Consider the following 23,021-nt stretch of genomic DNA (forward strand, 5'->3'; position numbering starts at 1 on the left):
TTTTTCCTATTATACCATAAAATCGTCCCTCTCTTTTCTTTCATAATTATTCAATTATCGTTCCTATTTTCAAAATATCACTTGCCTCTATAGCATATTTATACTATAATTATAAACAATACATTTTGAAGGAGACTGCTATGAAACGAATCATTAGAGCCTGGACCAAGGCAAGCCTCATCAAACGAATCCTTATTGGAATGATTTTGGGAGCGACATTGGGGATGCTCTTTCCAAACCTTACAGGAATTGGTCTGCTTGGAGACCTCTTTGTAGGCGGACTGAAAGCCATCGCTCCTATTTTGGTTTTTGCCCTTGTTGCCAATGCCCTTTCCCAACACCAAAAGGGGCAAAATACCAATATGAAGACTGTTATTTTCCTATACTTGCTTGGAACCTTTGCTGCTGCTTTGGTAGCCGTTCTAGCTAGTTTCTTACTGCCTGTGCAAATTACCCTGACCAGTGCAAATACAGAAGTTACTGCTCCCGATGGCATCGCGCAAGTCCTCAGTAATCTCCTGCTCAAACTGGTGGACAATCCATTAAATGCCATTGTCCAAGCCAACTATATCGGGATTCTCTCTTGGGCAGTCATCTTTGGCTTAGCTATGAGAGAGGCAAGTAAACACAGTAAAGAATTACTGAGAACCATGGCAGATGTCACCTCTAAAATCGTGGAATGGATTATCAATCTAGCTCCCTTTGGGATTTTAGGCTTGGTGTTTAAGACCATCTCTGACAAGGGCATTGCCAGTCTGGCAAACTACGGTGTTCTCCTAGGACTTTTGATTGCTACCATGGCCTTTGTTGCTCTCATCGTCAACCCACTCATCGCCTTTCTCTTCATGAGGAAAAATCCCTATCCCCTTGTTTTGAAATGCCTGCGTGTCAGTGGTATTACAGCCTTTTTCACTCGTAGCTCTGCTGCCAATATCCCTGTCAATATGAAACTCTGCCAAGACCTGGGACTGAATCCTGACACCTACTCTGTCTCCATCCCGCTTGGTTCGACCATCAACATGGCTGGCGCTGCCGTTACCATTAACATCCTGACTCTGGCTGCTGTCAATACACTCGGAATATCTGTAGACTTTGGGACAGCATTTGTGCTCAGTGTCGTGGCTGCCATTTCTGCCTGCGGAGCTTCTGGAATTGCTGGGGGATCCCTTCTCCTTATCCCAGTAGCTTGTAGCCTCTTTGGGATTTCAAATGATTTAGCCATGCAGGTTGTCGGAGTCGGTTTTGTGATCGGTGTCGTGCAAGACTCTTGCGAAACAGCTCTGAATTCTTCTACAGATGTTCTCTTTACGGCAGTTGCAGAATATGCTTCAAATCGAAAACTTCGTCTCTAGTCTCTGATTTCTCGTTAAACACTTGATTCTATTAGTTTAGGAAATTCTCATGTCTATCACCCAACGTACGACAAAACTAGTCTTGGCGACCTGTCTCGCTTGTTTTCTCGCTTATTTTTTAGATTTGTCATCAGCTATTTCAGCTGGCATTATCGCCCTCTTAAGCCTTTCCGACACGCGCAGAAGTACGCTAAAATTGGCCCGTAACCGCCTCTTTTCCATGCTCTTAGCGCTCGCTATCGGCGTTCTAGCCTTTCAGCTGACAGGCTTTCACATCTGGAGCCTGGGCCTCTATCTGGCTCTCTATGTCCCTCTTGCTTACAAAATGGGTTGGGAAATCGGCATCACACCTAGCAGTGTCTTAGTTGGTCATCTCTTAGTACAGGAGTCTACTTCTCCAACTCTCTTGCTCAATGAAGTGCTCCTCTTTCTCATCGGGACAAGCTTTGCCCTATTGGTCAACCTTTACATGCCCTCTCGTGAAAAAGCTATCCAAAGTTACCACCTTCAGGTAGAAGAAAAGTTAAAAGACATCCTGCTTCGCTTTAAATACTATCTGTCGCGAGGAGACGGACGCAATCAAGCCCAACTCGTTGACCAATTAGACAAGCTCCTCGATGAAGCTCTCAAACTGGTCTACCTGGATCACTCGGATCATCTCTTTCACCAGACGGACTACCATATCCACTACTTTGAGATGAGGCAGCGACAAAGTCGTATCCTGCGAAATATGGCCCAGCAGATCAATACCTGTCATCTGGCTGCAAGTGAGAGTTTGATTTTGGCCCAACTCTTTTTTAAGATTGCTGCCCAGCTAAGCCAGACCAATCCTGCTCATGACCTACTTGATGACATCGAACGCTATCTGCAAGTCTTCCGCAATCGGAGTCTCCCTAAAACACGTGAGGAGTTTGAGACCCGTGCTACCCTCCTGCAACTACTACGCGAAGCCGAAACCTTTATCCAGGTCAAGGTTGATTTTTACCAGAAATATGGAAACTAAAACGCAAAGAACCTCAGAGAATTCCTCTGAGGTTCTTGTGTTTTGTATTTGGAGGGAAATTATTTGACCATTCCCCTTAGAATCATCAAGACAGGGATATTTTCTGTAGAACCTGAATCCCTATCACGACTAGCCATATTTTAAAATTCACAGAATATCTCAACAGTCTGATTGACTTTCATAACAATCCAAGCTAGAAGACTTTATATTGTCCACCCGCATATCCGCAAGGAATGTAGCCTGCTTGGTATAAGGGATACAAATCATCCCACTCAACTGGAATCATATCGTTGACTTGATGTACGATTTCGATAATTTTCTCATTAATCTGGTTTTCCATATGTTCCTCCGGTTTAGATGTATTTTCCCCGTCTCTAGTATCCTCTATCTGTGAATGGTACCGCGTTCTTACTGATAGGTCACCATCATAAAAACGAGGAGCAAGACAAACAAGGCTAGGCTAATCAAGAGGGTCACCATTTTTACCAAGCGGTTATTCTGCCAGTAGCCTGGTTTTCCGATATTGCTGGTCGCATCCATGGAAAAGAGTTGGCTTTGGCGAGGTTGGATGAGAACCAGGACAATTAAGGCGACGGCTAGGATTATTCCTATAAGCATCAAAACTTCCATCATTTTCACCTCAAGATTCCTAATAATGTAAAGATCAGGGTAAGAAGGATGAGCATGCCGAGTAAAATGGAGAAAGTTTTACTGATCTTTTCTCCTCGGGTAGGCTTTTCTTTCTTAAGCGCTCCTTGCTTTAACTCTTCCATGCGTCCTTCGACATCCTTGTAAAATAAATCTTTTTTAGTCATGCCCATCCCCTATTATCCTTTCCATCCTCTCTTGGTAAGTAGCCAAGTCCACATAGTTGGCATGGCGGCCTTGATGTCCAAGGGATTGGCCCATCTTGTCAAGACTGCTGAGAGCTTCTTGAATCTTCGCAATCATGTCTCCAACAGCCTGGACATCAAAGAGGTGTTCTGGAGCTGTGTAAGGTCTGTTATGAGCTGTTTGGTCAAAGGCTAGGATGAGCATATTGTGCTCGAAGGCTTGACGGACAGCATCCAAAAGCTCGTTTCCGTAATTGATGTCTAGATAGAGATCCGACAGCTGGTAGAGTTCTCGAATCTTTTGCGGACTAGCGTTTTGATAGAGAACGACATTGGGATAAGAAAGCAAGGTCAGCAACTTGGACGACATCTCAGTCACTGCCGCGATTCGGAAGGTCACCATTGGCAAGGACTCAATCAGGGTTTCGATATGCTCGATCTGATCTGAGTTGGTAACAATCAAGGCATCTGCTCGAACGAAGTTTTCTCTTTTGAACTGATAATGATAACCTAGATGGGCAAACTTGTCATGATAGGCTGGATTGGCCAAGGCCAAGGCCTGTTCATAGGTAGCCTTGTCTGGCATGAGGATCTGCTTAGCTCTCAGCCCCTCTTGCTCCAGTAGCAACTGCATATTTCCAGGAAGACAATCATCTAGCGGTTCTTGCCAGACTAAGATATCCTGTCCAGTCTTGTCTGGATAATGGTATGAAACCAAGAAAGAGGTGGCGAGAGTGTTAAAGAGAAGGTGGCGAGTGTCGATTCCCAAATCTTGCAAAAAGAAGATCGTGAACTCCACTCGATTTTTAAAATGGCGCAGGGCTTGTCCGGGCAAGGTTAGGAGGATATCGCCTGTCACATGATTTTCCAGGACAATTTCCTGTCCCTTTGCATCCTGATACTTGGTCAGGATAGTCTGCCCATCTGCACTATAGGTAGTCTTGGCAAAGCAGGTTCCGTATCGGTTATAGTGGTCTGCTTGGTAGATGCGACCAGATAGGTCCTTCCAGTCAACTTGCTTGACCAGACGGGCCTGAGGAGCCTCCACATAGTGAATCACGCCCCTCTCCCGAGAATCCTCTAAGATATGCGCAGACTGGTTATTTCCCGCAATCTCCCAAAACTCAGGTACGGCTACTTGGTTGAAATAAAGAGCTTTTCCCGACTCGTAACCTAGATAGTAGGTAAAGGGAGAAAGAATCCCATCTGAGAGAAAGCCATCTGGCTCGATCACAACCGTGACATGGGACAGACCAGCAGCTTCTAGACTTTCATGCAAATCTCGGCTTTCCTGGCTATATCGATCAAATAGTTGAATCATGCAGGACCTCCTCTATCGTTTTCTTCCACTTGTCCCTTACTTTGTCTGTTAAAAATTCTCTAGCTAGGTCATAAGATGCTGTTCGCATAGCAGGCAAATGATTTTCCTGATAGAGCTGGCAGATCTTTTCCGCGAAGGCCTTTTTAATTTCCATTTCAACATGGTCGTCTGAACTTGGAATCAAGTAGCCATTTTGACCGTCCTGGATAAAGGTCTGGTTGCCATAAGGCACATCAAAACCAATCAGGGGCAAGCCTGAACCAACTGCCTCCATCAAGGTCAGACCAAAGCCTTCACTGGTTGAGGCTGTCAAATAGACCTCATACTGGGGATAAATCTGAGCTAGATCTGCATGCCCCTTGAGCTGGATATAGTTCTCCGCTTGGTGAGCCGTGATGATTTCCCTTAAAAGGGACTCCTCACCCCCACTGCCATAAATGTCAAAGGTAAGCTCTGGAAGGACTTGATGCGCCTGGATAACCGCCTTGACGAGCCAGTCAATGTGTTTTTCCTTGGCCAGACGCGAAGCCGTAATGAGAGAAAAGGGCTTGCGTTCCCTAGCAGGTTCCGTCAACTGATCAATGCTCCCAACTGGAATCGTGATGATTCGTGGACGATGCTGACTGTACTGGGCAAATTGACCTTCGAGAACTTCCTTCTGCCGATCCGTGGATACGATAAAGCAATCGACCTTGTCCGCATTTGTAAACTGATACTCATAGTAGTTGTTCCAAAGGAGATAGTCTTCGTTACTAGCATTTTCACTATAGTGCTCTGCGTGAACGACAACTGCTAGATGGGCCTTTTGTGCTTCTTCAAAAACAGCCTGACCAATCCCTGTTTCCCTATCCAAGATGACCAAATCAGACTTGCTCAAGTTCAAACTTTGCATAAAATAGCGCATAAGGGCTGGCTTTCCGTACAGAATCCGGTCCTTAAATCGATAGACCTCTTCCTGGCCTTCAGTCAGCAAGATATCGTAAGCAGTGCTGCCGTCTTCATTGAAAAAGCTTCGTTGATAGAGTCTAGCCACTTGGTCTTTGGGCGCGAAATATTCTGTACAGTAGCGTGTGTAGGAGAAATAATCCTTGCGAATCAAGTTCCCTCCAAACACATACTCTGCATGCTGTACTAGATTCTTAGCCGAGTCTACCAAGTAGCAGGTCACAAACTTATCCTCATCTGAAAAGTAGACACGTAAGACCTTGCCATCCTGCTCCCTATGACTCTCAAGGCCACCGAAAGCGACCAAGACCTCGTCAACTGTAACACTGGTCGGTGCTAGCTTGATATCTGTAAAATGATTGTAAAGCCAGATTACCTGATCATCCGCAAAGCCGATATTGGCCGTTAAATGCTGGATATTGTCCGCTAAAATCAAGTCGGTAAAGATAAACTTAGATGCTAGGTCTAAACTTCTAAAAATCCCTGCTCGGTAGGCCTGGGCATACTCGACACCACTGCTCGCCCAACCGATCCCTAGATTTATATTGTAAATTGTCATATGATCCTCTTTTTATGGAAAATGGGTGAGAATCTCACCTTTGGGCGTTACTTCCACAATCCCCATGAGAAGATTGCGTACCATATCTGTACGGATTTGTTGCTTCATGGTTTCAAAGCCTGCATAGGCCTCCTGATAGTACTCCACGATAGGGTTCTTTTGAGAAGCAGACTGGCTCCCGATTGCTAGACTGAGCTGTTGCAGGTAGTCGACTTGCTCAACCCAGTTGTCATCAATAGCCTTGAGCATGGATATTCTCAGAAAAGAGTCATAGAGCTGGTGAGGTTGGAGGACTTCCTTTTTAGCTGCGATTTCCTTGGCTATTATTTCCTCTAGCAACTCCCGAATCTGATCTGCATCAGCTAAATCCAAATCAGCTGGTAATTCTCTCATCCCAAAGCTAATATTGGTCACGATGAAGTGAAAGAGTTCTTGGGGGCTGCTATAGGCTTTTTCTGAGATTTGTTTGGTATAGTCTGCTAGTATGTCCTCAAGGATATGCTCTAAATCACTGCCCCCATCTAGCAAGCGATCTCTTTCTTTGTAGACCATCTGACGCTGAATATTGACGCTTTCCGCATACTCTAAGGTTTGTCTGCGTGCAGAGCGACTGGCACTATCACTAGCCTCTTGGGCTTTTCTGACGAGATTGCGGTACTTGCGAGCCTTGAGTAGGATGGGTTTGCTGATATCTTCCACTTGGTAGTCTTGATACAGGTCATGAACCCAAGACGGTCCGAACTTTTTGATCACATCATCTTCAAGCGATACGAAAAATTGGGTCATACCTGGATCCCCCTGTCGACCAGAACGACCTCTGATTTGCAGGTCAATTCGTCGGCTCTCCATCCGCTCGGTACCAATCACAATCAATCCGCCCAAGTCTGCTACCCCTGGACCGAGTTTGATATCTGTCCCTCGACCTGCCATAGAAGTCGCAACGGTCACTGCCCCCATCTGTCCAGACTCTGCGATGATCTGGGCTTCACGCGCCGCATGATTGGCATTAAGGACATTGTGGGAAATCCCCTCTCGCAAGAGCAAGGACGAGTAAAGCTGGGACATTTCAACAGAACCGACAAAGATAAGGAGTGGATTCCCCTTGGCGTGATAGGTCTTGATTGCTTCCAGAGAGGCATACACTTTCTCAGGGAGGGTCACATAGAGATTATCCGGATAGTCCATTCGCCTAAGTGGGCGATTGGTCGGGATACGAATGACAGACATATTGTAGGTTTCGAAAAACTCTTTTTCTGCCACCTTTCCCGTACCTGTCATACCTGAGATTTTACGAAACATCTTAAAAAGACTTTGGTAGGTGATTGAAGCCATGGCTCTGGTTTCAGGAGAAAGTTTCACATGTTCCTTGGCTTCGATGGCTTGATGGAGACCTCCTTGAAGCTTGGTCATTTCCATCAAACGTCCTGTACCCTTATCCAACAAAACCATCTCTTGACCTCGAACCAGATAATCCTTGTCCTTGGTATAGAGCGTGTGGGCTCTGAGAGCATAGACCAGATGCCGAACATAACTTGCGTACTCTTCCTTATAGAGATGGTCGATTCCTAGGAATCCTTCAACCGTCTGAGCTCCCTTTCGGGTCAACCAAACCTGGTCTTTTTCTTCCTTGTAGATGTAGTCTTCTCCCTGAACCAAAGTCGTCACTAGAGTATCAATCATCCCATAATAGTTAGACTGGACGCGGGGAGACCCTGCGATAATCAAGGGAGTTTGAGCACTATCGAGTAGAATGTCATCGATTTCATCAATGATGACATAGTTAAAGGGAGGCAGGAATTTCCCCTCACGAGTGGAGGCAAGGTTGTCATTTAGATAGTCAAATCCCAGTACACTATTGGTCGTGTAGACGATATCTGAGGCGTAGATTTTTCTTTTCTCTTCGGCAGTCAAGTCCTCTTTTGGATCCTCTGAAAAAGGCAGACCGACAGTGAGACCTAAAAATTGGTAGACTGGCCCCATTTCACTTGCATCCCGTCTAGCCAGATAGTCATTGGTCGTGACCAGCATGCTGCCTTTACCCGTTAGGGCATTGAGGTAGAGGGGCATGGTGGCAGTCAAGGTCTTACCTTCACCCGTATTCATCTCAGCCACATTTCCTTGGTGGATCACAATGGCGCCCATGACCTGCACATCATAGGGAAAGAGCCCCAAGACACGTTTATCTGCCTCACGTACAAGGGCATAGGCTTCTACCAACAGTTCATCCAAGGTTTCTCCTTGGGCAAGACGCTGGCGAAACTCCTCTGTCTTTGCAGCCATTTCCCCATCACTGAGAGCAGCCATCTCTTCTTTGAGGGCATTGATTTGTCTTAAAAGATTCTTGACCTTTCTCAGTTGTCTTTCCTGATACAAATGATTAAACACCAGCATCCTCCTCAATCGAAAACGAAACAAAATCAAGAGCCTCAAAGCCTGCACTAATCAAGGAAAGTCGGTAGGTGTATGCCGTTTCAGGATAGGTGAAGTTAAAAGAAAATTTCCTTTCAATCTTCTCCTCGATGATTTCCTCATAACGGTTTAAAAAAGTCAGTTTGAGATAGAGGCCATTGGTCGGTTGAACCTGCATCTTCATAGAGAGACGGTAGGTATGATTTTTCTTAAGAAGAGGGAGGCTGGGCTGGCTTCTAGTAGCCTGATAGTTGACACTAGAAAACCAGGTTTTAAGGGTTTCACCTGAAGCCAGCAAAGGATTTTTCAGGGTAACATGACCGTCTGCATGATAGGCGACCTGGCTACCATAAAGATAAGTGGCTCCCATCTCACCCCACCTAATATCCTCTCTCTTGATGATAATCATGTCTCACCTCTTCCGTATTCTTCTAGTATCATCTTGTAAAAATGAATAAACCAGGCAACGTTTGTTCCTGTATCATCATTGTGTCGGCCTGCTGTCCCTTTCGACAAGATCTTGGCTCCTGTCTGACAGAGTGTCTCCACTAGCTGGTCATAGGCACCACTATCCATATCCTCGTCCTTCATGTAAGAAAGACCAAAGGTCGTCTGGGAAAAATCAGCTTTTTCAAATCGAGTCCAAAAACGTTGATCCAATTCCTTCATGTCTTTTTGGCTCACTCCTCCTGTCTGAAGGTGCAAGACATCAAAGCTAGTCGGGAAAACTCCTGGCGCTTCTAGTCGACCCCGCTGTGCGATGGTTCCTAGATTTGTCAAGGGTTTTCCGACTACGATTCCCTTGGGCTCAAAGCGAGAACCATAATAGAGGGCTGGGAAAGTTCCCATTGACAAGCCAGATAGGATCAAGTCACTTCTATCCAAGCCTAGATAGTCTAAATAGTACTGGATGGTTGCTTGTATGCTGTCTTCCAATTCCTCAGTTCCTAGGTAAAAGGCTCCCCCTTCTAATCGAGGGTCCGAAAAGAGGAGAAAGGGGCATTGGAGATTCTTCATCATCCAGTAACCCTCAAAGCCTTCCGCCGGACGGTAACCTGAGAAATAGACTGCTAGAGGTGGCTTGAAATCTCCCGGGTGAAAGAAATAGTTGATTTCCTCACGTTTTTTGTCATGCAGGATATTGCCTCCGATAACAAATTTTCCAAACTGTTTCCGGCTCCAGCGTTGGTGGAGATTGCCGATGTTGACCTTTCCCTGACCACGCGCTTCAAGAGAAATGCTCAGATAAGCGTCATAGTCTTGCTCCACAATGATTGCTGAGGCAAAGTCTGCTTCCTCGAGGAGAATGTCCTGTCTAATCTCTGAAATGGATCCTGCTGGGATTTTTCGCAAACGCAAGAGCAATTCCACTGGTCCAGTTTTTTCATATTCGAGCCAGAGTTCGATTGGAGAATGGGCTTGGACGGTCTGATTGTAGGCCCAAGAGGCTATCTGGGTATAGGTCTTCCCAAAGTCTCCTTCTAATTTCAGATGCTCAAACCCTTGATAGGAGACAGAGCCTTGAAAACTCGGGTGAATCCTTATCGTAGCTGGACTCAGCTTGTCTCCATAACCACCTTCAAAGAGGGAGGTGGAGAGGTCCCGAACAAAGCTCTGTCGGTCTGACAGGTCCATCGCTTGCATGCAGTGCTGTTTGATGAGGTTCTGAATGTTTTTATCCTGACTTGCAAACTGTTCTGGATAGAAAACCGTATAGGGCTCCAAGCTAGATGTAACAGGCAACAAATCTACTAGGTAGGCCCCATCCGTGAGAATGGCAGCATGAAAGTGCTCCAAATTTTTCTCATCCATGATTTTCTGGATGGCAGACGGTGTGTTGGGAGGAACATGATACCAGTCTAGTTGGGCTGGTAGGGCCAGCGTATCTTGCCAATCCTCTGGACCGATTTGCAAGATCTTATATTTCTTTTCCATGAGTCACCTCCTCCAACCACTTCTCTAGTTTAATCAGGAATTGCTCGCCAGTGTGTTCCTTTATCTTTTCAATGGAATGGATCAAAGCATCATTCCACACCTGCAGGCTATCGAGATAGTAATGGGCAGCCTGAGCAAAATCAGCAGTGTTTTCCAACAGATAGCCATTCTTCTGATGGCTGACATACTCTGTTTTGACCCTATTGATTTGAGGGATACCAGCACTAATCCCCGCTATCTGGGTATAAAGAAGAGGCTGACAGTTCAAATCGACAATCAAACGAACAAATTCCAGCTGCTTGATTAACTCCGATTCATCCTTCATATTGACAAACGAATAGCGCTTGCTCTGATGGCGATTGTCCTCAAGTGGATTTTCAGCTCCTTGGTAATCAACTTCCTTCTCCAGTTCCTGGTCTTGAAACTGCTCTGCAATCATCTCAGAAACACGTATTTCTAGCTGCTTCATTTCTCCCTGATCAGCAGTAAAGGTCCCAAAGACCAGCTCCGTATCCTTGTTTTCAGAAAGGAAATGCAAGACCTGATAGAGAGCTTGGTCCTCTATCCCCTGCTCAAAGTCAAGTTGATAGTAGAGGAGAGACTCTTTTCGAGTCTGACTCTTTCCTAGCTCCAAGCGGGTATCAAAAGGCGACAAATGACGAAACTTCTCTGCCTGATCTGGAAATGCAGACTGAGCCAAGCGCAGGGTGTCCTCCCTGTCAACCAGAACAAGATCCACCTTAGGCAACAAATTCGCCAACTGCGGTAATTGTTCTTGAGTGTTTCGTCCGATAAAAAGGCTGAGAACCTTGGTGCTTTGACGAGGCAATCGTTCTAAAAGGAAGGTATTATGCTGGTCACAAGCAGGCAGAAAATAGGTCGCTTCTTCCTCAGGGAGTTGAGCTATTTTCTTCTCAAAAAACTCAGCAATCAATTCTCCCATATCTTGGTAAGACTCTTTTTGGAAGCGAAAAGCAAAGATAGGATTGACCACGATACGGCCCCCATCTTGCAAGTGCTCTCTAAACTGCCACAGTCCCTTGGGATTGAGGTAGTCTTGGTAGAGAGCCTGACCCTCTTCGTAGTAAATCACACTAGAAACCAGCCCCCGATCATCCATCAGGTAGTTGGCAGACAAAAGCCCATCTTCCTTGAAATACTGAATCGTACTGATAAAACCTTCTATCCCATGCTCTACCTGGGCATAGGGCTTGCCATCCTTCAGCACCAGAATAGTAAAGGGACTGTAAACAAAGTCGCAATCCTCATCCCACTCAATATCTCTGAGCTGCAAGACCTGCGGTCGAATCTCATGAAAATCCTGCAATTCATCAAATAAGGAATAAACCTGTGCTTCTAAAATACCTTGGCGATGGAGAAAATAGCGCAAATGAGGCTGATAGGACAAATGGAGGACCTGTGCAGGAATCCCTTGGCGTTGCATCAGGCGAATCTGATTAAAGGTGTCATCAAATTCTAGCTTAAAATGAGAAAAATACCACGGTGTCAAATCGGCATGCCAGGGACGTTCCTTGCCATACCAGGCTGGGATAAAGTAATACATCAAAACCTCCTAGAATAGTGGCCGATACCTTTCATTTAATCTGAGCGCCTGCAATTCATCATGAATCGTAAACAGCATACCACTCAAAATTAAAAAGAGTCCAGGAATCATGCTGACTTTGAACAGACTCTCATCCTTCAAGACAAACAAGATCGGAAGTCCAGCCAAGGTAACGTTAAAGACTGCACCTATCAGAGCAAATCGTAGAACCAAGCGGTTGATAAAGCGACTAGTATCCTCACCGGGATAGACTCCGTAGATGTAATCTCCTGATTGCTTCATCCGATCTGCGATCTGTTGACCACTCACATTAACAAAGGCAAAGGCAATGCTAAAGACAAAGAGGATAAGGATATAAGCATAGATCCACAAGGGTTTCCCCATCGCATACTGCTCCAGTATGGCAGGGTAGAGAGGATTACCCTTATCCAGATGTTGAAGCAAGAGCAAGAGATAAGAAGGCAAGCCCATGAGACTCATCACATACATATAAGGCATGCCACCTGCAGGATTGAGCATGATTTCCAGATAGGAATAGCGTTTAAAGCGAGAATGAAGCCCGATTTTATTGATAGGGATGCGGTATCGCGCTCGGTAAAAGAGAACGACTAGATAGGTAAAGAGGACACCAAGCACTACCAATAGGAAAAGCAGCCAAGGAGAGATCTTATGAACTTGGACCGATTGGAGGATGTCCTGAGGGAGTGAAGCCACCATACTTGCCAATAAAATGACGACAGGGCCTCCAACTCCGATAGACGCATTGATGTCCGACAGCCAAACTAAGAAGAAGGTCCCCGCAACCAAAAGGCTGGTATTGAGGAGAAAGACCAAGAAGGGATTGTAGGGAGCTTGGACAGGGAGGTTTGTCGTCAAGGCCAAGGCCTGAATCAAGGCAATCCCTAACGTCAAGTACATTTTCCGTCTATCCTGAACTTCCGAAGAAACCGAGTTTAAGCCCAGCTTCTTTGAAAAGGAAAACATCTGCCACAAGATCATAGCTGACATCCAAGGTGAAAGCCCGATGGAAAAGAGAGAGAGACTGCGAAGATTTCCACCAGTCAGAGCTACTGAAAAGTCCAGATAGGCTACGCTTCCCCCGAGAAAATCCCGACTATTGAGATCAACAAAAGGAAGAGCCAGACGACTCCCGAGCACATAAATAAAGAGCAAAAACAGGGTGTGCATCCCTTTTTTTACTGCTATCGATGAACGAAATTCTTTCACTGGCTCCTCCTTTTCTTTTTATCTTTCTGTCCTGTCACACGGGGCCAATCCAGCCTTTTTATCTTAGCACATTCAAATCTCTATCTCAGTTTTCGTGAGTTTTTCGTCCAGATAAGCTGTCAGAGCTGCTACCATTTCTTCCGGTCTTTCTGCTGAGAAAATACCTGCATAGGCACTTTCAGGTAGTTCCCGCGACTGGGTATTGTCAAAAGTCAAGATCGGTTTCTCAAAGCGTGAAATATAGTCATAAACAACACTCAGCTTGTCATCGTGGTTAATATCAAGGTAGACATCTGTCTGCTGGATCAGTTTCTCAACCAAGAGAGGGAAGGTGTTGGGATAGAGGGTCACATTTTCAAAACGTGACAAGAGCATGAGTTCCGGTGCCATCGTCGTATAGGCTGCGATGTAGAAATGCACCTCTGGCAAGGCTTGAACCAGATAGTCGATTTTCTCAAGATGCCAAGAATTGGTCAAATTAACACAAGTCATAACTGGCTGATAGACTGTGACTGGATAGTCAATTCCGGCCTGACGCCATTTTTCAGTAATAGCAGACCACTCCATCAGATGATAGTGCCACCAAACCTCACGCAAACGCCCAACCGAATGAGTATTCCAAGGTTTGTCCTGAGAGAGGAAATGCAAGATGGCTGGCAGAGGCTCCAAAGGAATCTGGAAGATGAACTCATGCCCATGTGAGGCAGCCCCACTGTCAAAACCAATCTGGAAATTATAGTTCTGATCCAGAGGAGCATAGCTGTCATGAAAGAGCATATTGAGTATGGACTGGTCTCCTTCACTCACATTTTGGTGTTCCCGCTCCGTCAACTCAACTAACTCTTGTCTCACAGCTTCTGCCCGCCATTTTTTGTTATTGATCAAGAGTACACCTGCATTAAAGCCAACCCCAACTCCAAAACAAGATGGTGCTGCAGCCAGGTAGTTTTCGCCTAAGTCCATTTCAAAGAGAGCCGTCAGATCAGCCGTTACTACCAAATCACTGTCCAAGTAAAGTACCTTGTCCTCTTCGACAAAATCAGGGATAAAGTAACGGGCAAAGGTCATGTGATTGATATGGGGCAATTTGTTGCTCCAGTTCATCTGAAACTGGGCGCCAAGCATCTTGACATCCACCAACTCACCGCCCATCTGCTCTACTATCGGTCTGAGAGCACGGAACCACTCCTGGGGAATATCCTGATTAAAGATATAGACCTTGACATGGCTATTATAATAGCAGAGAGACTTGAGCGCTGTTTCAATCTGGCGGATATAGGCATAATCTCCTGCGAGAACAATTGTTTTTTTCATTTAGTTTCCTTCAGTTTACAACGACTGCTTCTGTGATTCCAAAAGCGTACGGATAGACTCGATCATTTGACCTACGGCTGCTGGTGAGTAGACATAACTGTAACCACTCGAGTCATGACTAGTGGTCTCAAAAGCAAATATAGGGATTTCTCTTTGCTGCACCTCTTGGATAATGTTTGCAATTTCATCCTCATGATTGATATCCAAGTAAAAGTCAATCTTTTCCAAGACTTTTCTGACATTCATGGGATTAAAGTAGGGATAGAGGCGTACATTCAGATGCGATTGCAAGTTCATGATTTCCGGCGCAAAATTGGTATGAGCTAGGATAGAGAACTCTACATCTGGCAATTCTTGGATCAGGTGTTCGATTTGCTCTATGTGACACGTATTGGTAAAAATTGCGGTCGCATACTGGGGAGCTTGAACTAAAGATGCCAATCCTTTATGAAAATCACATTTTTTCATGACGATATCAGACCACTCTAGTCCGTAGTAAAACCACCAGTCCTCCCTGAAACGGTTGAGGTTGATTTGGTACCAAGGCTTGTCCCCTGTATAATGGATAATCTGGGCTGTCTTCTCAGTAGCAAGAGAATCCCTATACCAAGAATCCATCTGATAATTTCGAGCCACTGTATCCATACCAACCATAAAATTATAGGTAGCTGGCAGCGATTTCCAACGACTTTCAAAGAGGTGATTTAACACGCCCTGATCGCCAAAAACTTGATCATGCAGTTGGTCTGTCAAGCTCAACAAGTGCTCCGTCACCTTTTCTTGACGCCAGAGAGCGACATTAATCAGCAAGACACCTGCATTAAAAGTGCTAGGAACTAGAGCATCTGCGACAGCAGCTACTGGCCAGTCTGCCATATCTTCTAAAAAGAGTTGATCTAGGTTTGATCTAACGATAATATCCGAATCCAGGTACAAGGCTAGGTCTTCGTTGACATACTGAGGTATAAAATAGCGAAAGAAAGTTGCATAACTTAAGTGAGCTAGTGGTAAACGATACTCTTTCAAACCTTGATGACTAATCTTGACATTGACGATTTTTGAGGCTAGAGGTTCTAAACGTCTCTCCATGAGCTGAAACCATTCAGATGGCAAATCATCATTGAAAACATAAAAAGTCACTGCTCGGTTATGGGCGCAGATTGACTTGATTGTTGTCTCAATCTTGTCCATATATGCATTATCACCACCGAGTACAATGGCTTTTTGAAGCTCTTTTTTCATTTCGTCCCCTTTTCTTTTCACATTCTTTTGGCTACTTTTCTTCTACCATAATTCTGATTTTTTCGATGATTATCTCACCTTCCTATTATACCTTTTCCCCTAGTTTATTTCAAACTCAAAAGAGGATTTTCCCCTTCTCGCATATAGAAAAAACCTTTGAAAAATCATGTTTTCAAAGGTTTTCCATTTCACTATTTATTCATTGATTTTTATATCTTATCAATGACTTTCTTGATCGTCATTCTGATCCTTCTTTGCAAGAAGACCGATACCTGTCACAGCTACCAATGCTCCCAATAAAGCAGATGCTACCGAAGTCGACGCTCCTGTATTTGGCAAGACTTGTTTCGGCTTGCTTGAAGCGGATTGACCTTGGCTTGCAATGCTGGCCATTGAGAGAGAGGTGCTTGCTGAAGTAGATACCAGAGCACTTGCTGACGCAGATCTACTAATAGAATCTGAAGTCGAGAGACTAGCGCTAATCGACGTAGACTCGCTCACTGACACACTTGCTGAAACCGAAGTACTTGCTAGAGTCGATTCACTGGCTAACATGCTAGCTGAGAGTGATGCGCTCGTTGAAGTAGATTCGCTCAATGAAGTACTTGTTGAGATCGAAGCACTTTCCAACGCCAACTCGTCCGCTAGCATACTTGCAGAAGTTGAAGTACTTGTTGAAGAGGATTCGCTTGTGCTCACTGACACAGATTGACTCGAACTTACTGAGGCTGATTGGCTCGAGCTTACTGATGCAGATTCACTCGCGCTCGCTGAGGCTGACTCACTTGCGCTGGCTGAAGCGGATTCGCTTGCGCTCGCTGAGGCTGACTCACTTGCGCTGGCTGAAGCGGATTCGCTTGCGCTGACTGAGGCTGATTGGCTTGAGCTTACAGACGCCGATTGGCTAGCGCTGGCTGAGGCCGATTGACTGGCACTTACTGATGCTGATTGACTTGTACTTACCGATGCTGACTGACTAGCGCTGGCTGACGCAGACTGACTCGAGCTGACTGAGGCGGACTGGCTTGAGCTTGCCGACGCAGATTGACTCGAACTTACTGAAGCTGATTGGCTCTAACACGCTGACGCAGACTGACTCGAGCTGACTGAGGCGGACTGGCTTGAGCTTGCCGACGCAGATTGACTCGAACTTACAGATGCAGACTGACTCGAGCTTACTGATGCCGATTGACTCGAACTTACAGATGCCGATTGACTTGCACTCAATGAAGCAGATTGACTCGAACTTGCGGATGCTGACTCACTTGAGCTTGCCGAAGCTGATTGACTCGAGCTGACTGAAGCGGACTGACTCGAACTTGCAGACGCTGACTGGCTAGCGCTCACTGAGGCGGATTGGCTAACGCTGACCGATGCTGATTGGCTAACGCTGACTGATGCAGACTGACTTGAGCTGACTGACGCTGATTGGCTAGCGCTCACTGAGGCAGATTCACTTGCACTCGCTGAAGCTGACTGACTAGCACTCGCTGAGGCTGACTCACTTGTTCTTACCGATGCAGACTGACTTGCGCTGGCTGACGCAGACTGACTCGAGCTGACTGAGGCGGACTGGCTTGAGCTTGCCGACGCAGATTGACTCGAACTTACTGAAGCTGATTGGCTCGAACTTACTGAAACAGATTGACTAGCACTTACTGAAGCGGATTCGCTGGCGCTTACTGAGGCTGATTGACTCGAACTTGCAGATGCTGATTGGCTCGAGCTTACTGAAGCGGACTGACTAGCACTTACTGAGGCTGACTCACTTGCACTCAATGATGCGGATTGGCTAGCACTCGCTGAAGCCGATTGACTCGAACTTACTGATGCTGATTGGCTCGAACTTACTGATGCTGACTGGCCTTGCACTCAATGATGCGGATTGGCTAGCACTCGCTGAAGCCGATTGACTCGAACTTACTGATGCTGATTGGCTCGAACTTACTGATGCTGATTCGCTTGAACTTACTGAGGCAGACTGGCTTGAGCTTACTGAAACAGATTGACTAGCACTTACTGAAGCGGATTCGCTGGCACTTACTGAGGCAGACGGCTTGAGCTTGCAGATGCAGATTGACTAGCACTCGCTGAAGCGGACTGACTCGAACTTGCAGATGCTGATTGACTCGAGCTCACTGACGCTGACTGACTCGAACTTGCCGACGCAGATTGACTAGTGCTGGCTGAAGCGAATTCACTTGCACTTGCAGACGCAGATTGACTAGCGCTGGCTGAAGCGGATTCACTTGAACTTACCGATGCAGACCGGCTGGAGCTTACTGATGCAGATTGACTTGAGCTTACTGAAGCCGATTCACTTGAGCTTACCGATGCGGACTGACTCGAACTTACTGAAGCGGATTGGCTTGAGCTTACAGACGCTGACTGACTAGCGCTCAATGAAGCGGATTCGCTGGAGCTCGCTGAGACCGATTGACTTGAGCTAACCGATGCAGATTCGCTGGAACTTACTGATGCTGATCGACTCGCACTCGCTGAAGCAGACTGACTAGCGCTCACTGACGCTGATCGACTCGCACTCGCTGAAGCGGATTGACTTGAGCTCACCGATACAGATTGGCTCGCACTCAATGAAGCCGATTGACTTGAACTTACCGATGTGATCGACTCGCACTCGCTGAAGCGGATTGACTTGAGCTCACCGATACAGATTGGCTCGCACTCAATGAAGCCGATTGACTTGAACTTACCGATGCTGACTGACTTGCACTCAATGAAGCTGATTGACTTGCGCTCGCTGATGCAGATTGACTCGAACTCGCTGAAGCTGATTGACTCGAACTTACCGATGTTGACTGACTAGCACTTACTGAAGCTGATTGGCTTGAGCTTACGGACGCAGACTGGCTGGCACTTACTGATGCTGACTGACTATTACTTACTGAAATTGACGCTTGATTTGGCGTAATTTGTCCATTAAACACATCTGAAACCAAACCATCCACTGTCGTACTAGCAGTCACTGGTCCACTAGGAAGTCGTCCTCCATTGCGATCATATACTTTCTTCAAGTCAGTTGCAGTAAAGGTTACACTGGTAGAACTCCCCGTTGCCTGTTTGGTAAATGTTTCACCTGCAATTGTTAAAGTAACTGTCCCACCTGGAGCAACCCCATCTACCGTAATCGCTTGATTTGAGAGCCCACCTTTTTCGTTAAGATATTGATTCTCTATCCTTGGCGTCTGAGGGCGCACAGTAAAGCTCACGTCAATTTCATCCGTACTTCCATCTGGATAAGTTACCACCGCTGTCAAAGTATGCTGACCAGCAGACAAATTCGTATTGGTTCCAGATTTCCAAGTATAGGTTGTTCTAGTTCCCTTAGTAATTCCTGTAGTAGGTAATTCTGGCGTCCCTGTAGCATTCGTGATGTACTGACTGGCTTCACCAACAGAAACAGTCCCTGAATTGGCCGTTAGAGTAAAGTTTCGATTCACCTCAGCATTGATAGCTGGTTCGTACTTTTCAGACTGAGCATGGACTTCAAATTGAATTGCGGCAGGGTTGGCTGTTAAATCTTTTACAAGACCTACGTCAGTAGTATTTCCGCTAAAATTACCTTCCTGATCATAGGTGAAAACATAACGAGTCCACAAACTATTTACTGCTTGATTTTTTCCAACAGAACCCGTGATTGAAACGGTGAAAGGATTTGATGCTGTAGCATTTCCATCTTTGGCTAGTTTATTTGTCGGAACAATCATGCTGATACTTTGACCATTACTCGTAGTGAATGAGACAACAGTTGAAGTAGCCGGATAGGCCGCGGGAACAGCAGTAGGAACAAATTTTGCATGTTCAATTCGACCACTGTTATCAGTAAACTCAATGGTCGCAGAAAAATTTTCTTCTCGATAAATTTTAAATTTTTGTCCTTCTAGAACTGCGCCACCTGTAACGGTTATTTTCTGAAGTTCTGGCTTCTCTGTATCCCTAGCAGCTCTGAAGCTAGCGGTATTTGAAGCTTTGGTCAAAGCTTGTCCGTTTCTGCTGTCACGAAGTCCAGAGTTGGCACGTAACACAGCATTTGCAATGCTATTTCGAGCTTCTGTAGCTTTTTGTAGGATAGTGGCAAGGTTAGAAGCCTCCCCTTTCAAGGCCTCTGCTATCTCATTCTTCGCTAGACTAGCCTTCGTGATCGCCTCATCCGAGTTTGGAAGTCCCTGCGCTTGAGCTAGAAATTGCCCAATCTCAGCAGACAAGGCCTCTAATTTCTTCCGTTTTTCTTCACTTTGCTTTTCTGTCAAGGCTACAGAAGTCATTGTGAGACTCGATTCAGCCGTCACACCTTCATTCTTTACACGACCAGACTGACTTTGAGGCAAGGATTCTGTAGAAAAATCAACTGCTTTTAATTCTTTTGAAGGTTGTGATTCTTTCACTGTCTCCCGAGCTGACTCACTTGTTTGGTACTGACTTTGAACACCAACCGAAGCTCTCTCTGACAGACCACTATTCGCTTGATTTTGTGTTCCAAGGGAGTCACTTGAACTAGCAGTTACACTTTGACTGTTTGCCAAAGATTGACTAGTAGAAGCAGATTGGCTCATCGACTGGCTTACGCTAGAGGAGTTTGAGGCACTGATAGACTGACTCGTAGACGCAGATTGACTGGCGCTCTGCGAATTGAATTCTGACAATGACTGGCTTTGACTGATAGACAGAGACAAGCTAGCGGCATCTTGATGATCCTGTGTCGTCCCCAGCACTACTGAATCTCTCGTCGCCAGGGTATCTTTTGATTCGACAGTCTTTTCAACAGCGACTGCATCATTGGCATAAACACGCGTTTGCGTCGCAGCAAAACCACCTAAGATCGTTCCCGTAGCTGCTATCCCTTTCAAGACATCCAAGCCGGTCAACTTCTGACCTTCTTGCTTTTCAACCATTTCTGTCTTTACTTGGCTCGTATCCGCACTTCCACGCATCACCTTAAATAAGCCAAAAAGGGAAGTCGAGGCCCGTAGCCAATGCTTCCCTGATTTGATTAATTTGAACCGAGTTACACGGTCTGTTTCCCTATATTCACCCTTCTGGCGTCTAAAAAACATGTTCATCCCCTCAACTTGAAAAAGATCTATTCACCTATAAAATACTATCTCCTTATTATATACCAAATATACCGACAATTCAATATCTATAATATATCCTAAAGAAAGAAAATGATTTCAAAAATAACTTGATTTCAAATCTATTCTGTTTTTTCAATATAATCTTCATTTTATTGTTCTGTTAATATATTTTATTTATTTTTTAACCATTTCTATATGCTTTAAAAATTGAGCAAATAATTCCGATCACTCAGGGAATTGATTTTTATTCAAAATATAGAAAAAGTCCATGAATCAATAGCATCCACAGACTTTTAGGAGTAGAGTATTTAAAGGCAGTTTCACAAATGAATTAATGAGGCCGGTAGCCGAGGTAACTTTCTATCCTTTCCAACAAAAAAATCCACGAATCAAAAACATTCGAGGACTTTTCTTACGACGTATTTAAGCAAAATGCCATACTAATTAATAGCCTTAATCTACGACACTGAGTTTTACAAATCGATTTAATTTGTAAAACGTGGTTACGACGGAAAAATCCACGAATCGATAATATTCGTGGATTTTTCCTAGTGAAGCGTTTAGGTAAGCTGCCATAGCAGTTACCGTCAAATGACAGCAACTTTATGTTGCTAGTCATTTATAACGATTTACATCTTCTCTTCTAGTTCTACATCTGGATACTTGTCTGCAAACCAGCGGAGGGCAAAGTCATTTTCAAAAAGGAAGACTGGCTGGTCGAAACGGTCTTTTGCCAAGATATTGCGGCTTGATGACATGCGCTCGTCTAGGTCCTCTGGCTTGATCCAACGAACGGTCTTTTTACCCATTGGACTCATGACTACTTCTGCATTGTACTCGCCTTCCATGCGGTGCTTAAAGACTTCAAACTGGAGTTGTCCGACAGCTCCTAGCATGTACTCACCAGTTTGGTAATTCTTGTAAAGCTGAATGGCTCCTTCTTGCACCAATTGTTCGATACCCTTGTGGAAGGATTTTTGTTTCATAACGTTCTTAGCAGAAACTTTCATGAAAATCTCAGGTGTAAAGGTTGGAAGGGGTTCAAATTCAAACTTGTTTTTTCCAACCGTCAAGGTGTCTCCAACCTGATAAGTACCGGTATCGTAAACCCCGATGATATCACCTGCTACGGCATTGGTCACATTCTCACGACTTTCTGCCATAAACTGGGTGACATTAGAAAGCTTGGCAGTCTTCCCAGTACGAGGCAGATTGACACTCATCCCTCGCTCAAATTCACCCGATACGATACGGACAAAGGCGATACGGTCCCGGTGACGAGGGTCCATGTTGGCTTGGATTTTAAAGACAAATCCTGAAAAATCCTTGTCATAAGGATCCACAATTTCGCCATCTGTTTTCTTGTGACCATGTGGTTCTGGAGCAAACTTAAGGAAGGTCTCAAGGAAGGTCTGCACCCCAAAGTTAGTGAGGGCTGAACCAAAGAAGACAGGCGTCAATTCTCCAGCAAGGATAGCTTCTTCTGAAAATTCATTTCCTGCTTCTTGCAACAGTTCGATATCGTCCTTAACCTGAGCGTAGAAAGGATTGCTTCCAAAGAGCTTATCCCCTTCTTCCAGACTGGCAAAACGTTCATCCCCTTTATAGAGCTCCAAGCGTTGGTTATAAAGGTCATACAAGCCTTCAAAGGCTTTCCCCATCCCGATTGGCCAGTTCATAGGATAGCTCGCAATACCTAGGACTTCTTCTAGTTCTTGCAAGAGGTCCAGTGGCTCACGACCGTCACGGTCCAGCTTGTTCATAAAGGTAAAGACTGGAATGCCACGATGTTTCACAACCTCAAACAATTTCTTGGTTTGAGCCTCGATACCCTTGGCAGAGTCCACGACCATGACCGCAGCATCTACCGCCATCAAGGTACGATAAGTATCTTCTGAAAAGTCCTCGTGTCCTGGTGTGTCTAGGATGTTCACGCGCTTGCCATCGTAGTCAAACTGCATAACTGATGACGTGACCGAAATCCCACGTTGTTTCTCGATATCCATCCAGTCAGACTTAGCAAAAGTCCCTGTTTTCTTTCCTTTTACGGTACCAGCCTCACGAATCTCGCCTCCAAAATAGAGCAACTGCTCAGTGATGGTTGTCTTCCCGGCGTCCGGGTGGGAAATAATGGCAAAGGTACGGCGTTTCTTAATTTCTTGTTGAATAGTCATAAGTTCTCTTTCTTTGATTTTCTATTTTTAGTTGTTTCAGTAGCTAA

14 protein-coding genes and 2 pseudogenes are annotated in these 23,021 nt (G+C 45.3%); 2 read left to right on the plus strand and 14 right to left on the minus strand.

All coding sequences use genetic code 11. The annotated features are described in order from the left end of the window. Window positions 1-140: 140 nt before the first annotated feature. Together sstT and HMPREF1516_RS05760 are read left to right on the plus strand one after the other, a co-directional pair. On the plus strand, window positions 141-1,352 hold the full coding sequence (gene sstT, locus HMPREF1516_RS05755; RefSeq protein ID WP_033606013.1) for a serine/threonine transporter SstT: 1,212 nt from the start codon (window positions 141-143) through the stop codon (window positions 1,350-1,352). A gap of 49 nt (window positions 1,353-1,401) precedes the next feature. After that, window positions 1,402-2,355, plus strand: coding sequence for an aromatic acid exporter family protein (locus HMPREF1516_RS05760; protein ID WP_033606014.1), 954 nt, complete (start codon window positions 1,402-1,404; stop codon window positions 2,353-2,355). 256 nt (window positions 2,356-2,611) lie between these two features. Here the strand turns inward: HMPREF1516_RS05760 and HMPREF1516_RS10065 are convergent. The 14 genes and pseudogenes from HMPREF1516_RS10065 to HMPREF1516_RS05835 form a co-directional block, all read right to left on the minus strand. Further along, window positions 2,612-2,695: pseudogene (locus HMPREF1516_RS10065) on the minus strand (TIGR01741 family protein); the annotation flags it as partial. A gap of 68 nt (window positions 2,696-2,763) precedes the next feature. After that, entirely contained in the window at window positions 2,764-2,988 is a 225-nt protein-coding gene (gene asp5 / locus HMPREF1516_RS05765; protein WP_025169573.1) for an accessory Sec system protein Asp5, read from the minus strand. Between the two features lie 2 nt (window positions 2,989-2,990). Next, window positions 2,991-3,170, minus strand: coding sequence for an accessory Sec system protein Asp4 (asp4, locus tag HMPREF1516_RS05770; protein WP_033583412.1), 180 nt, complete (start codon window positions 3,168-3,170; stop codon window positions 2,991-2,993). Then, complete coding sequence (gene gtfB / locus HMPREF1516_RS05775) at window positions 3,163-4,509, minus strand: accessory Sec system glycosylation chaperone GtfB (protein ID WP_000615322.1); 1,347 nt, start codon at window positions 4,507-4,509, stop codon at window positions 3,163-3,165. The genes asp4 and gtfB overlap by 8 nt, the downstream gene beginning before the upstream one ends. Then, the gene (gtfA, locus tag HMPREF1516_RS05780) at window positions 4,493-6,013 is read right to left on the minus strand and encodes an accessory Sec system glycosyltransferase GtfA (protein ID WP_000158440.1); all 1,521 of its coding nucleotides are present in this window, start codon (window positions 6,011-6,013) and stop codon (window positions 4,493-4,495) included. The genes gtfB and gtfA overlap by 17 nt, the downstream gene beginning before the upstream one ends. A 12-nt stretch (window positions 6,014-6,025) precedes the next feature. Next, window positions 6,026-8,404 (minus strand): accessory Sec system translocase SecA2, encoded by a 2,379-nt coding sequence (gene secA2 / locus HMPREF1516_RS05785; RefSeq protein ID WP_443030939.1) that lies wholly within the window; start codon window positions 8,402-8,404, stop codon window positions 6,026-6,028. Then, the gene (gene asp3, locus HMPREF1516_RS05790) at window positions 8,391-8,831 is read right to left on the minus strand and encodes an accessory Sec system protein Asp3 (protein ID WP_000583898.1); all 441 of its coding nucleotides are present in this window, start codon (window positions 8,829-8,831) and stop codon (window positions 8,391-8,393) included. The genes secA2 and asp3 overlap by 14 nt, the downstream gene beginning before the upstream one ends. After that, window positions 8,828-10,357, minus strand: a complete 1,530-nt coding sequence (gene asp2 / locus HMPREF1516_RS05795) for an accessory Sec system protein Asp2 (protein ID WP_033606015.1) — start codon at window positions 10,355-10,357, stop codon at window positions 8,828-8,830. Before asp2 ends, asp3 begins: the two co-directional genes overlap by 4 nt. Beyond that, window positions 10,341-11,921, minus strand: coding sequence for an accessory Sec system protein Asp1 (gene asp1, locus HMPREF1516_RS05800; RefSeq protein WP_033606016.1), 1,581 nt, complete (start codon window positions 11,919-11,921; stop codon window positions 10,341-10,343). Before asp1 ends, asp2 begins: the two co-directional genes overlap by 17 nt. 9 nt (window positions 11,922-11,930) lie before the next feature. After that, complete coding sequence (secY2, locus tag HMPREF1516_RS05805; RefSeq protein ID WP_033606017.1) at window positions 11,931-13,148, minus strand: accessory Sec system protein translocase subunit SecY2; 1,218 nt, start codon at window positions 13,146-13,148, stop codon at window positions 11,931-11,933. 72 nt (window positions 13,149-13,220) lie between these two features. Further along, the gene (locus tag HMPREF1516_RS05810; RefSeq protein WP_033606018.1) at window positions 13,221-14,462 is read right to left on the minus strand and encodes a glycosyltransferase; all 1,242 of its coding nucleotides are present in this window, start codon (window positions 14,460-14,462) and stop codon (window positions 13,221-13,223) included. A 15-nt stretch (window positions 14,463-14,477) separates the two neighbouring features. After that, complete coding sequence (locus HMPREF1516_RS05815) at window positions 14,478-15,704, minus strand: glycosyltransferase (protein WP_000711913.1); 1,227 nt, start codon at window positions 15,702-15,704, stop codon at window positions 14,478-14,480. A 219-nt stretch (window positions 15,705-15,923) separates the two neighbouring features. Then, window positions 15,924-20,779: pseudogene (locus tag HMPREF1516_RS10225) on the minus strand (accessory Sec-dependent serine-rich glycoprotein adhesin). Window positions 20,780-21,429: 650 nt separating this feature from the next. Continuing rightward, entirely contained in the window at window positions 21,430-22,974 is a 1,545-nt protein-coding gene (locus tag HMPREF1516_RS05835; protein WP_033606021.1) for a peptide chain release factor 3, read from the minus strand. Between the last annotated feature and the right edge of the window lie 47 nt (window positions 22,975-23,021).

Source organism: Streptococcus sp. CM6, assembly GCF_000526095.1.
Taxonomy (GTDB): Bacteria; Bacillota; Bacilli; order Lactobacillales; family Streptococcaceae; genus Streptococcus; species Streptococcus oralis_BW.